Origin of the sequence: Streptomyces sp. NPDC006516, from assembly GCF_040611875.1 — a bacterium.
GTDB lineage: Bacteria > Actinomycetota > Actinomycetes > Streptomycetales > Streptomycetaceae > Streptomyces.
The window spans coordinates 780343-792775 of the sequence record NZ_JBEXPD010000001.1; the positions used below are offsets into that span (position 1 = coordinate 780343).

Below are 12433 nucleotides of genomic sequence, written 5' to 3' on the forward strand. Positions count from 1 at the left end.
GGTATTCCGGTGAACGCGACGTAAAAACGGGGCAGTCCGTAAAAGGTCCTACGCCCGAGGACCTGGGCCCGGGTGGGTCCGGAAACCGATGTACGGGGCACGAGCGGCCTGGGAGTATGACGCGCATGGCTGACGTCACCACGCCCACGAGGCTGCCCGCTCGTTCGAGAACCCGCACGTGGGCCGTGGTCGCCGCCGCCTGCACCGGGCAGTTCCTGGTCGTCCTCGACGTGTCCGTCGTGAATGTCGCGCTGCCGTCCATGCGCGCCGACCTCGGTCTGAGCGGACCCGGGTTGCAGTGGGTCGTCAACGCCTACTCCATCGCCTTCGCCGGCTTCATGCTCCTCGGCGGCCGGGCAGCCGACATATACGGCCGCAAGAGGATGTTCCTGACCGGACTCGGCCTCTTCACGGCTGCCTCGCTGGCCGGGGGACTCGCCCAGGAGGGCTGGCAGCTGCTCGCCGCCCGCGCCGGGCAGGGACTCGGTGCGGCCGTGCTCTCCCCGGCCACGCTCACCATCCTCACCTCCGCCGTTCCCGAGGGGCCCGCCCGTACCAGGGCGATCGGCACCTGGATGGCGGTCGGCGCGGGCGGCGGGGCGGCCGGCGGGCTGGTCGGCGGAGTGCTCACCGACTTCCTCTCCTGGCGGTGGGTCCTGCTGATCAACGTGCCGATCGGAGCCCTCGTCCTGGCGGGCGCGGCGGTGTGGCTGGCCGAGAGCCGGGCGGGTGACCGGCGCCGCATCGACCTGCTGGGCGCGGTGCTCGTCACGGTGGGACTGGCGACGACGGCGTACGGCATCGTGCAGACCGAGGCCGAGGGCTGGACCGCCGCCGCGACCCTGGTGCCGCTGTCCGGTGGTCTCGCGCTGCTCGGGCTGTTCGTCCTGGTCGAGGCGAGGGCGGCGGCCCCCCTGATGCCGCTGCGGATCCTGGGCGTCCGGGCCGTCTCGGCGGCGAACGTGTCGATGCTGCTGCTCGGTTCGGCGTCCTTCGGCATGTGGTACTTCATGACGGTCTACGCCCAGAACGTCCTCGGCTACACGCCTCTGGAGGCCGGATTCGCCCTTGTGCCGAGCTCCGCCGCCATCTTCGTCGGCGCAAAGGCGGCGCCCAGGATCATGGCCAGGACGGGCGCCAAGCCCCTGGCCGTGGCGGGGGCCCTCGTCGCCGCCGCGGGCTTCGGCTGGCAGTCCACGATGGGGGTGGACGGCGACTACCTGACGGCGGTCTGCCTCCCCGGCGTCCTGATGATGGCCGGTGCCGGACTCGCCTCCACCCCGCTGGCCGCGCTCGCCACCTCCGGTGCGGCGCCCGGCGACGCCGGCCTGGTCTCCGGCCTGGTCAACACCTCCCGCACGATGGGCGGTGCGCTGGGCCTCGCCGTGCTCTCCACCGTCGCGGCGGCCCGCACCGGGGGCTCCGCCGGAGCGGCCGAGATCACGGCCGGATACGCCCTGGCCTTCCGTACGTCGGCCGTGGTGCTGGTGGCGGGAGCGCTGATGATGCTGCTCTGGCTGCCGGGGAGGGCCGATCACGAACGCCCGGCCGCCACCTGAGAAGACCCGGGGAGGGTGCTCAGAGCGGCTCGGGGGGGGCGGCCAGCGCGGGGTCGATCACGGTCTCCCCGGTCAGCACCCGCCGCACCGCCTTCACGAGGTCCCCGACCGGGCCGTCCTTCACCAGGAAGCCCACCGCTCCGGCCTCCATCGCCCGGCGCAGATTCCCCGGCCCGGCGGACGACGCGAGGATCAGCACCCGGCAGTCCGGTACCTCGTCGCGCAGCAGGGCCGCCGCGTCCAGACCGCCGACGCCCGGGAGACCCACCTCCAGCAGGGCCACATCCGGGCGGGCGGTGAGGGCGGCGTCCACCACCCGGTCCCCGTCGGCGACCTGGGCCACCACGTCGAAGCCCGGCTCCATGCCGAGCAGCAGGGCGAGCGCGCTCCGCGCCGTGCCCCGGTCCTCGGCGAGCAGAATGCGTACGGATCTGGCCGGCCGGGTCTCCCGGGGCATCTCGTTCACGGGGACAGACTAGGCCGCGGACGGCCGACCGGCGCGCTGGGAAACCCGGCCGGAGGCGCCCGCCGTTCCGGCGTACACGGCTCCGGACGTGCAGAGGGCCCGTCCGACAGCATGGAGCTGTCGGACGGGCCCTGCGCCTCGTACGGCGCGGTTCTCAGGCCGCGGCGCTGCCACCCCCCTCGGAGGGACGGCGGTGGCGGCCGTGCGGCTGCACGGCGGAGTTCTCCGCCGATGCGCCCCCTCGGTGTTTTCCGGCGCCGCCGGCCTCGGCCCGGTGCCCGTCCGCCCCCGGCGGAGGCGTCTGGATCGTGTCGGTTCGGGCTTCAGACATCTGGGAAAGTCACCCCGTATAAATCGCTTACATGTGCGTCGCAAGCCCCCTGGCCATCGCCCGGCCACCCTCGGTATCCGTGCGAACGGCCGCGCGGCCCGGGGGCAGAGTGTACGACCCCGCCCCAGCCGTCAGCCGACCGCCGCACTGCCCGTGAGAGGCGCCTGACCGAGTGGCACGGGCCTGCACACACCAGGAGTGCCGGAGGCTCCGGACGGTTGCGTTCCGCTCGTGCCGGAGTGGTGCGACTCCTCTACGTCGACCTCGACCTCGCCGTCCGACTCCGCCGGAGCCTCGATGGCGGCCAGGGCGCAGGGAGCGCCGGGCTGCGCGTACGGCAGGTGCAGCGTGCCTTCCCGGCTCCAGAACGCCGCTCCGGTCAGCCAGCCGTCCGGCGCCGCGTACTGGTGCAGCCTCCGGCCGGACGGACGCCACAGCCCCACCCAGCTGCCGGCGGCACCGTCGAGCCGCAGGGCGACCGCGCAATTCTCCGGCGTGAGCATCTGGCCAGGCTGTACGGCGATCGGGGTCACGGCCGTGCCCGCCGGGCGCAGGCACTCGGGGAAGCGCACGGGAAGGCAGCTGCCGAGGACGCCCCAGCCGAGGCGCTCGTGGCCCGGCGCGTCGGAGCGGATCAGCAGCAGGCCGCTGTCGGCGTCGGCGAGCAGCAGCCGGTCGTCGCTGCCGGGTGCGATCTGCAGGAGCGGCGTGACCTCGCCGCCCCGCCCGAGATCGACGGCGACGGCCTTCACCGGGCCGCCGCCGGGCAGTTGCCGGTCCAGGGCGAGGAGCCGTCCCTCGCGGTCGAGCCATGCCCCGCCCGAACAGCGCCCGGGCACGTCCGCGACGTGCTCGGGTCCGAAGGCGCCGCCCGCCACCAGCCAGACGCCGGTGGAGCGGTCACCGGGGACCAGGGCGAAGGCACTCATGCCGTCCGGCGGCGGGGGCAGCAGGGTGAGGTCCGCGCAGGCGAGGGAGCCCAGGGAGAGTTCACCTGTGCCGGGGCCCGTCGGGTAGAGCAGCGAGAAGGCGTGCCGGTCGGCCACGCGGCGCCGGATCAGGACGCGGCCGTCGGAGAGCGGCATGACGTCGGAGTCAGCGGTCTCCGGTTGTCCGAGGGGGAGCGGCACGGCGTACGGCTCCGGACCGTCCAGGGTCCAGCGCTCGGGGAACCAGGCCGGGTCGGCCGCCTCCCGGTCGGTCGCGGTGAGGCGGGCGGCGTACGACCGGTCGGCGGCGATGGTGAGCGTGGGCGGCACGCGGCGCGGACGGGCGGCGGGGCGGACGGGCGCGCCGGGCGCCAGGTCGGCGGGGGCGGCCTGCCTCGCCGTGGTGGCTGTGCTCGGCGCCACGCGGGCGGGCGCTCCCGGTGCCTGAGCGGTGGGGGCGGTGACCGGCGCGGGGGTGGCGGACGCGACCGGCATGGGGGGTGCGCCGGGCGTCAGGCCGGTGGGTGCGTTCGACACCGGGGTGGCGGGAGCACCGGGGGCCGTGGGTGCGCCCGGCGCCTGGGTGGTGGCGACGCCCGGCATCAGGATGGTGGGCGCGCCCACTACGAGGGGTGGCACGGACGGCATGGGCGGGATGAGCGGCAGGGAGGTGACCGTACCGCCCCGGGACGGAACGATTCCCTGGAACACGACGCCACCCCGGGCCGCCCCTGAGGCGCTCGGCGCTGCCACCGTCGTGCTCGGGGACGCAGCCGTCGGCTCGGTGCTGCCCCATGACACCGGCGCGGACACCGGCGCCGCGCCCCGGTCCGTCGCGACACCCGAGGCCGGCACCGCGTTGCGCTCGGCGATCTCACCGGTACCGACGCCGATACCAGTTCCGACGCCCGTCCCGGCGCGGACACCTGTCGCACTCGGCGGTTCCGCTGCGGTCCCGTACGCCACCGCCGGCACGGCCTGATCGGCACCCACACCGCTCCGCGGCGGCATCGCCCTCATCCGGTCCGCACCCGCGGCGGGCCCGTCCATGGCATCCACGGCCGGCGGTTTCTCGGGCTCGGCAGGTTCGTCCGCCTCCGCGGGAGCGGGTACGGATTCCGTGGTCGTGGCGCTTCCGGCGACCCCGGCGGTCTTGTTCTCGATGACACAGGCAGTCATGGTGCGGTCACCTCCGGCCACCGAAGCTAGGTTTCGGACTCCCCACCGGACAACACGAGCCACACCACTTCACACATAAGGGTGCCGATGTCCTGATTCGCCTGCGGAGAAGGGGGTGACTGTGCTGCTGGGCGCTGCCCGCGCGGCCCCAGGCGGCCTGCCCGTTCACGTGACGAGCCGCCCCTTCACGTAACGATTCGCACCGGCTGCCGGTCCTCCCCCGTGGGCTCCGGCGGTCCGGGGCGGCGGAGCACGGCGGACAGGTAGCCTTTCCTCCGTGCCCCGTCTGTCTGAAGTCATCGCCGAGCTCGACGCCCTCTGGCCCCCCGAGCGGGCCGAAGGATGGGACGCCGTCGGCACGGTCTGCGGTGACCCCGAGGCGGAGATCAGCCGTGTCCTGTTCGCCGTGGACCCCGTGGAGCAGATCGCCGACGAGGCCCGCGACCTCGGCGCCCAGCTGATCGTCACCCACCACCCGCTCTATCTGCGGGGTACGACGACGGTCGCCGCCTCCACCTTCAAGGGCCGGGTCGTGCACGGGCTCATCAAGCACGACATCGCCCTGCACGTGGCGCACACCAACGCCGACACCGCCGACCCCGGGGTGTCCGACGCGCTCGCCGCCGCCCTGGACCTCCGGGTCACCGGCCCGCTCGTGCCCGACCTCACCGATGAAGGTGGCAGCCGTGGCCTGGGCCGGATCTGCGAGCTCGACCACCCCGAGTCCCTCCGGGACTTCGCGGCCCGCGCCGCCGCCCGGCTGCCCGCCACCGCGCAGGGCATCCGGCTGGCCGGCGACCCGGACGCGCTCGTCCGTCGCGTCGCGGTGAGCGGCGGGTCCGGCGACAGCCTCTTCGACGCCGTACGCGCGTCGGGAGTGGACGCCTTCCTCACCGCGGACCTGCGCCACCACCCGGCCTCCGAGGCCGTCCAGCACTCGCAGCTCGGCCTGGTCGACGCCGCGCACTGGGCCACCGAATGGCCCTGGTGCGAGCAGGCCGCCGCGCAGCTCGACGCAATTTCCGACCGCCACGGATGGGACCTGCGGGTCCATGTCTCGAAGCAGGTCACCGACCCCTGGACCACCCACCACTCTTCTGGAGCCCCCAACTGAACGCCGCGCCCGCCGACCAGATCCGACTCCTCGAAGTCCAGGCCCTCGACGTACGCCTCTCGCAGCTGTCCCACAAGCGCACGTCGCTGCCCGAGCACGCCGAGATCGACTCGCTCAACAGCGACCTCGCCCAGCTGCGCGACCTGCTCGTCGCCTCGCAGACCGAGGAGAGCGACACCACCCGCGAGCAGACCAAGGCGGAGCAGGACGTCGACCAGGTGCGCCAGCGCGCGGTCCGCGACCAGCAGCGGCTCGACTCCGGCGCGGTCTCCTCGCCGAAGGACCTGGAGAGCCTCCAGCGCGAGATCACCTCGCTCGCCAAGCGCCAGGGTGACCTGGAGGACGTCGTCCTCGAGATCATGGAGCGCCGCGAGTCCGCCCAGGAGCGCGTCGCCGAGCTGACCGAGCGCGTCAGCGCCGTACAGGCCAAGGCCGACGACGCGACCGCACGCCGGGACGCCGCGATCCAGGAGCTCGACGCCGAGGCCGCCACCGTGGCCAAGGACCGCGAGGTCGTCGCGGGTGCCGTCCCCGCCGACCTGCTCAAGCTCTACGACAAGCTGCGCGCCCAGCAGGGCGGCGTCGGCGCGGCCCGGCTCCACCAGCGCCGCTGCGAGGGCTGCCGCTTGGAGCTGAACATCACGGAGGTCAACGACGTGAAGGCCGCGTCCCCCGACACCGTGCTGCGCTGCGAGAACTGCCACCGCATCCTGGTCCGCACCGCGGACTCGGGACTGTAATGCCCGGTCCCCGCCGGCTGGTCGTCGAGGCGGACGGGGGCTCCCGGGGCAACCCCGGGCCCGCCGGCTACGGCGCGGTCGTCCTCGACCCGCTCGACGGCGCGACCCTCGCCGAGGCCGCCGAGTACATCGGCGTCGCGACGAACAACGTCGCCGAGTACAGGGGCCTGATCGCCGGCCTGAAGGCGGTCAGGGAGCTCTTCCCGGACACGGACGTCCAGGTCCGTGTCCGGATGGACTCCAAGCTGGTGGTCGAGCAGATGTCGGGCCGCTGGAAGATCAAGCACCCCGACATGAAGCCGCTCGCCGCGGAGGCCGCGAGCATCCTGCCCGCCTCCTCGGTCATGTACGAGTGGATCCCGCGCGAGCAGAACAAGCACGCCGACCGTCTCGCCAACGAGGCGATGGACGCGGGCAGGCGGGGAGAGCAGTGGGACCCGGCGTCCTCGACGGCCGACATGGAGACGGCGCGCACGCCCGTTCCCCCCGAGCCGCCGCTGCCTCCGTCCGGTCCGCCCGGCGACGCGGTGGCGGGCGCGGCGAAGGTCCGCGCCGCCATGGCCGCCGCCCGCCCGGCGCAGGCCGCGACGCAGACGGGGGCGGCTACGAGGGCCGACGCGGCCACGCAGACCGCCGGAGTCACGCAGCCCGCCGGGGCCACGCCCCAGGTCGGCTGGGGGAGCGCACCCGATCTGGGCGCGCCCGCCACCTTCGTCCTGCTGCGGCACGGCGAGACCGCTCTCACGCCGGAGAAGCGGTTCTCGGGAAGCGGCGGCAGCGACCCCGAGCTCTCGGACACCGGGCGTCACCAAGCCGCCTGCGCTGCCGAAGCGTTCGCCGCGCGCGGCACCGTGCAGGAGATCGTCAGCTCCCCGCTGCGCCGCTGCCGGGAGACGGCGCAGGCCGTCGCCGACCGGCTCGGCCTGGAGGTCCGCATCGAGGAGGGCCTGCGCGAGACCGACTTCGGGGCCTGGGAGGGACTCACCTTCGCCGAGGTGCGCGAGCGGCACGGTGCCGACCTGACCGCCTGGCTCGCTTCCCCGGACGCCGCGCCGACGGGCGGTGGCGAGAGCTTCGCCGAGGTCGCCGAGCGGGTATCCGTCACCCGTGACCGGCTGATCTCCCGGTACAAGGGCCGCACGGCGCTCGTCGTCACCCACGTCACGCCCATCAAGACCCTGGTCCGGCTCGCGCTCGGCGCCCCGCCGGAGTCGCTGTTCCGCATGGAGCTCTCGCCCGCCTCCGTCTCGACGGTGGCGTACTACGCGGACGGGAACCCCTCGCTGAGGCTCCTCAACGACACCTCGCACCTGCGGTGACGGCTCCGCGGTGAGCTGGCCGACAGGACTTCTGGGCTTCCTCGCGGGGCTGCTGATCTCGGTGGTCACCGCCCCGGTCGGGGTGTCCGGCGCGGTGTTCCTGCTGCCGGTCCAGGTCAGCGTCCTCGGCGTACCGAGCCCGGCCGTGACCCCCACCAACCTGCTGTACAACGTGGTGTCGTGCCCGGGGGCGCTCCTGCGCTACCGCAGCAGCGGACAGCTGCGCGGGCCGCTGACCCGGCTGCTCGTGGCGGGCGCCGTACCGGGAGTGGTGGCCGGCGCCGTGATCCGGGTCTTCGCCGTGCCGGGGCCCACTGTCTTCCGTGCGTTCATCGCGGTCCTGCTGCTCCCGCTGGGTGCCTGGCTGTGCGCCCGTACGCTGCGGCCGGCCCGGAGCGGTACTGCCGCCAGGCCACCCTCGCCGCGTGCGACCGCCGGGCTCGCCCTGGCAGTCGGTGTCGCCGGAGGCGTCTACGGCATCGGCGGAGGCTCCCTGCTCGGCCCCATCCTCGTCGGGCGCGGGGTCCCCGTGGCGAGGGTGGCGCCCGCCGCGCTCGCCTGCACCTTCGTCACGTCCCTGGCGGGGGCGGGCACCTACGCCCTCCTGTCCCTCACCGCGACGGGCGACATCGCGCCGGACTGGCCCCTCGGCCTGGCCTGCGGTCTCGGCGGACTCTGCGGCGGCTACCTCGGCGCCCGGCTCCAGCCGCGTCTTCCCGAGAAGGGGCTGCGCCTCCTGCTGGGCGTCCTCGCGCTGGGCGTCGGCCTGCTGTACGCGGTCCAGGCGGCGGGCTGACGCACGCGGTCCAGGCGGTGCGCCGACGTACGCGGTCCAGGCGGTTGCGCCGGCGTACGCGGCCGGCGCCGGTCGGGCTCCGGCAGGCAGGGGTTTCGGGCCGGGCCGCAGCGGGTGTCAGGGCACGTGCCGCGCTCGGGCCCCGGCGCGCGCCGGGGCCCGCACAGGGGTGTCAGGCCTTGCGCCCCAGCGCCGCGGCCTCCGCGGCGAGCCGCTCCACGCGCGCCCAGTCCTTCGCCGCCACCGCGTCACCGGGAACCATCCAGCTGCCGCCCACGCAGCCGACGTTGGGCAGGGCCAGATACGACGGCGCCGAGGCGAGCGAGACGCCGCCCGTCGGGCAGAAGCGGGCCTGGGGGAGGGGAGAGGAGAGGGCCTTGAGATAGGCGGTGCCGCCGGCGGCCTCGGCCGGGAAGAACTTCATCTCGGTGATCCCGCGCTCCAGCAGCGCGACCACCTCGGACGTCGTCGAGACGCCCGGCAGGAACGGCACACCCGAGGCCTTCATGGCGTCCAGCAGGGCGTCGGTCCAGCCCGGGCTGACCAGGAAGCGTGCCCCGGCGGCGACGGTCTCGGTCACGTGCGCCGGTGAGATGACCGTGCCGGCGCCCACCACGGCCTCCGGCACCTCGGCGGCGATCGCCCGGATCGTGTCCAGGGCCGCGGCCGTCCGCAGGGTGACCTCGATCGCGGGCAGTCCGCCCGCGACGAGCGCGCGGGCCAGCGGCACGGCGTCGGCCGCGTCCTCCAGGACGACGACGGGGACGACGGGGGCGAGATCCAGTACGGAAGCGGACACGGCGGCGGGCGCGGAGGAGGTCATGGACTCATCCTGCCGCGAGAACCGCACACTGCGCAACGAGCGTTGCGTATGCTGCAATGACTGCCCGTCGAATCAGTGGATCTCGGTGACCACCACATCCAGGGCCCAGGGGCGCCCCGCGCGCTGGGGGGCCTGCGCCTCCACCACGTACCCGAGGTCGCGCAGCACCTCCACCAGCTCCGCCGGCCCTGCGGGCCGGGCCCCGGCCAGCAGCAGATCGCGGACCATCCGGCCCTTGGTGGCCTTGTTGAAGTGGCTGACCACGGAGCGCTTCTCCACCCCGTTCACCATCTGCGACTGGAGGACCCGCACACTCGCCGTGCGCTCGGCCACCGCGCCCGCCGGCTTCCACGCCCCGGCATACGCCGACGAGCGCAGGTCCAGAACCAGACCGTCCCCGGCCGCCTCCGGCATGACCGAAGCCATGGGAGCGCGCCAGTACGCGTTCAGCGCGCCCAGGCCCGGCAGCTTCACGCCCATCGAGCAGCGGTACGACGGAATCCGGTCGCCCACCCGCACCGCACCCCACAGCCCGGAGAAGACCAGCAGCGACTTCCCGGCCCGCCTCTTGGCCGCCGCGTCCAGGGTGGACAGGCCGAGGGCGTCGTAGAGGACTCCGGTGTAGATCTCCCCGGCGGGCCGGGTCCCGGCCGTGCGCAGTTCGGCGTTCTTGGCGATCTCGCCACGCAGGCCCTCGCTCAGCCCGAGCACCTCGCGGGCCTTGTCCTCGTCCGCCATGCACAACTCGATCAGCTCGTCGAGGATCGCGGCCCTCGCCTCGGCGAGGCCCGGCAGGGACAGGGACTCCGGCTTCAGCGGTGCCCCGCGCCCCGAGGCGGCCTTACCTTCGGAGGGCGGCAACAGCACGAGCACGGGAGTTCTCCTTCATACGCGGCAGAGGGCCCCGTCGCACACGGGAGCCCCCGGCAAGGGTACGGGCCGGAGCCCCGCGGGCCGCCGGGGAGACCGGGACGGCGCCACCGTCACCTGCACGGGAGGGCGGCTGCCGGGGTCGCCGTCCGCTCGGAGGACCGGGATGCCGACGCCACCACCCCGCCCTACGCTCGGTGCATGCCCCGTCGCCAGATTCACGTGACCGGTACGGACGGCACTCCGCTGCGGGCGGCCCTGCGCGCCCTGCGCGCCGAGCTGGGACTGCCCGACGGCTTCCCGCCCGCCGTCCTCGCCGAGGCCGCGGAGTCGGCGAAGTCCCCGGACCTGTCGGGCCACGAGGACGCCACGGACCTGCCGTTCCTCACCATCGACCCGCCGGCCTCCACGGACCTCGACCAGGCGATGCACCTGGAGCGGCGCCCGCACGGCTTCCGGGTCAACTACGCCATCGCCGACGTCGCCGCCTTCGTGCGGCCCGGCGGCGCGCTGGACGCCGAGGCCCACCGGCGGGTGACGACCCTGTACCTGCCCGAGGGCAGGATCCCGCTGCACCCCGCGCTCCTCTCCGAAGGGGCGGCGAGCCTCCTCCCGGGTGAGACCCGCCCCGCCGCGCTCTGGCGGATCGACCTCGACGCGGAGGGCCGCACCGTCTCCACCGAGGTGCGCCGGGCCCTCGTGCGCAGCAGGGCGAAACTCGACTACGCGGCTGTCCAGCGGCATATCGACGCCGGCACCGCGGAGGAACCTCTCGCGCTGCTCCGGGACATCGGCCTGCTGCGTGAACAGCAGGAGGTCGCCCGGGGCGGCATCTCCCTCGCCGTGCCCGAGCAGGAGATCGTCGAACGGGACGGCGGCTACGGCCTCACATACCGCGTGCCCCTGCCCGCAGACGGCTGGAACGCACAGATCTCCCTGCTCACCGGCATGGCGGCCGCCGGGATCATGCGGGACTCGGGCACCGGCATCCTGCGCACCCTGCCGGTCGCCCCCGACGGCGCCGTCGCCCGGCTCCGCCGCTCGGCCGAGGCCCTGCACGTCGCATGGCCGCACCACGTCCCGTATGCCGAGGTGGTGCGCTCCCTCGACCCCGCGAAGGGCAGCCACGCGGCGTTCCTCCAGGACTGCACCACGCTCCTGCGCGGCGCCGGCTACAGCGTGTTCGAGCACGGGCACCTTCCCACTCCCGCCGTGCACGCCGCCGTCGCCGAGCTCTACACGCACTGCACCGCGCCGCTGCGCCGCCTCGTCGACCGCTACGCCGCCGAGCTGTGCCTCGCGGCGACCGACGGTCACGAGCCCCCGGAGTGGGTGCTCCAGGCGCTGCCCGGCCTGCCCGACGTGATGGCCACCGGTACCCGCCGCGCCGGCACCGCTGAGCGCGAGTGTGTCGACCTGGTCGAGGCGGCCCTGGTCGCGGACCGCGTCGGCGAGGTCTTCGACGGCTGCGTGATCGACGTCAAGGACGGGGACCCGGCCGTCGGCACCGTCCACATCGAGGAGCCGGCGATCGTCGCCCGGATCGAGTCCGGCACCCCGCTCCCACTCGGCGAACGGCTACGGGTCAGGCTCGCCCGGGCGGCCCTCGGTTCGGCGAAGGTGCTCTTCGTACCTGCCTGACGGCCGGGACGGCGGACGACGGGCCGAGCCCCCGGCGACCGGGTTGTCCGTATCTCGTACGATCACGTCTTCGGCTACGGACTGCGTACCGACTCCGTACCAGGGAAGGTCTTACGCGTGAGTGACCTCGCCGCCGCCACCGTGGCCGGCAGACCCCGGCAGATCATCGCCGCCGCGCGCGCCCTCCTGGAGTCGGAGGGCCCCGAGGCGCTGACCATGCGCCGGCTCGCCGACCGGGTGGGCGTGAAGGCCTCCTCCCTCTACAAGCACTTCCCCGACAAGTCGTCCGTGGTCGCGGCGCTGGCCACCGAGACGCTCCGGGAGACGGCCGGGGTGCTGGCAGCCGCCGAGGCCGCCGCACCCGGCTCCTTCTCCGCGCTCGCCACCGCCTACCGCGCCTACGCCCTGGCCCACCCGCACCTCTACCTCCTCACCATGGGGCGCGCCCTCCCCTCCGCCGGAGCGGCGGACGCGGCGGCGGCCCCGCTGTTCCGTGCGGCCGGCGGCGACATCGACCGGGCACGGGCGGCCTGGGCCTTCGCCCACGGAATGGTGGTCCTGGAGCTCGACGGCCGCTTCCCGCCGGGCGCCGACCTCTCGGGGGCCTGGGAGGCGGGCATCGCGGCCTTCACCGCCCGGCCCGCCGGGTAGCATGGTCGGCACGGC

Annotated in this window: 10 protein-coding genes and 1 pseudogene; 7 read left to right on the plus strand and 4 right to left on the minus strand. The window is 74.5% G+C overall.

The window, feature by feature from the left end:
* Nucleotides 1-116 precede the first annotated feature (116 nt).
* Nucleotides 117-1559 carry an MFS transporter gene (locus ABZY45_RS03435; RefSeq protein ID WP_356735620.1) on the plus strand — a complete coding sequence of 481 codons (1443 nt, stop codon included), beginning with the start codon at nt 117-119 and terminating at the stop codon, nt 1557-1559.
* 37 nt (nt 1560-1596) lie between these two features.
* Here ABZY45_RS03435 and ABZY45_RS03440 read toward each other — a convergent pair.
* A pseudogene (locus ABZY45_RS03440) lies at nt 1597-2016 on the minus strand (response regulator); the annotation flags it as partial.
* A gap of 471 nt (nt 2017-2487) precedes the next feature.
* Complete coding sequence (locus tag ABZY45_RS03445; RefSeq protein ID WP_356736568.1) at nt 2488-3660, minus strand: hypothetical protein; 1173 nt, start codon at nt 3658-3660, stop codon at nt 2488-2490.
* A gap of 1081 nt (nt 3661-4741) precedes the next feature.
* On the opposite strand from ABZY45_RS03445, the gene ABZY45_RS03450 reads away from it, so the two are divergent.
* Genes ABZY45_RS03450 through ABZY45_RS03465 form a run of 4 tightly spaced genes read left to right on the plus strand, consistent with a single transcriptional unit; the run spans nt 4742 to nt 8433 of the window.
* Entirely contained in the window at nt 4742-5578 is an 837-nt protein-coding gene (locus tag ABZY45_RS03450) for a Nif3-like dinuclear metal center hexameric protein (protein ID WP_356735622.1), read from the plus strand.
* Nucleotides 5575-6318: a C4-type zinc ribbon domain-containing protein gene (locus ABZY45_RS03455; RefSeq protein WP_356736570.1), complete on the plus strand. Its 744-nt coding sequence runs from the start codon at nt 5575-5577 to the stop codon at nt 6316-6318. The genes ABZY45_RS03450 and ABZY45_RS03455 overlap by 4 nt, the downstream gene beginning before the upstream one ends.
* Nucleotides 6318-7637, plus strand: coding sequence for a bifunctional RNase H/acid phosphatase (locus ABZY45_RS03460; protein ID WP_356735624.1), 1320 nt, complete (start codon nt 6318-6320; stop codon nt 7635-7637). The genes ABZY45_RS03455 and ABZY45_RS03460 overlap by 1 nt, the downstream gene beginning before the upstream one ends.
* 10 nt (nt 7638-7647) lie before the next feature.
* The gene (locus ABZY45_RS03465) at nt 7648-8433 is read left to right on the plus strand and encodes a sulfite exporter TauE/SafE family protein (RefSeq protein WP_356735626.1); all 786 of its coding nucleotides are present in this window, start codon (nt 7648-7650) and stop codon (nt 8431-8433) included.
* Between the two features lie 172 nt (nt 8434-8605).
* On the opposite strand, the gene eda is transcribed toward ABZY45_RS03465, so the two are convergent.
* Entirely contained in the window at nt 8606-9256 is a 651-nt protein-coding gene (gene eda, locus ABZY45_RS03470; RefSeq protein ID WP_356735628.1) for a bifunctional 4-hydroxy-2-oxoglutarate aldolase/2-dehydro-3-deoxy-phosphogluconate aldolase, read from the minus strand.
* Nucleotides 9257-9328: 72 nt separating this feature from the next.
* Nucleotides 9329-10129 carry a peroxide stress protein YaaA gene (gene yaaA, locus ABZY45_RS03475; RefSeq protein WP_356735630.1) on the minus strand — a complete coding sequence of 267 codons (801 nt, stop codon included), beginning with the start codon at nt 10127-10129 and terminating at the stop codon, nt 9329-9331.
* Between the two features lie 198 nt (nt 10130-10327).
* On the opposite strand from yaaA, the gene ABZY45_RS03480 reads away from it, so the two are divergent.
* Together ABZY45_RS03480 and ABZY45_RS03485 are read left to right on the plus strand one after the other, a co-directional pair.
* Nucleotides 10328-11767, plus strand: a complete 1440-nt coding sequence (locus tag ABZY45_RS03480; protein WP_356735632.1) for an RNB domain-containing ribonuclease — start codon at nt 10328-10330, stop codon at nt 11765-11767.
* A gap of 117 nt (nt 11768-11884) precedes the next feature.
* The gene (locus ABZY45_RS03485; RefSeq protein WP_356735634.1) at nt 11885-12418 is read left to right on the plus strand and encodes a TetR/AcrR family transcriptional regulator; all 534 of its coding nucleotides are present in this window, start codon (nt 11885-11887) and stop codon (nt 12416-12418) included.
* Nucleotides 12419-12433: the final 15 nt, after the last annotated feature.

Bases quoted from the DNA above. Each gene is read 5' to 3' on its own strand.
- eda (WP_356735628.1), bottom strand. From the start codon at position 9,256: ATGACCTCCTCCGCGCCCGCCGCCGTGTCCGCTTCCGTACTGGATCTC.
- ABZY45_RS03480 (WP_356735632.1), top strand. From the start codon at position 10,328: ATGCCCCGTCGCCAGATTCACGTGACCGGTACGGACGGCACTCCGCTG.
- ABZY45_RS03435 (WP_356735620.1), top strand. From the start codon at position 117: ATGACGCGCATGGCTGACGTCACCACGCCCACGAGGCTGCCCGCTCGT.
- ABZY45_RS03460 (WP_356735624.1), top strand. From the start codon at position 6,318: ATGCCCGGTCCCCGCCGGCTGGTCGTCGAGGCGGACGGGGGCTCCCGG.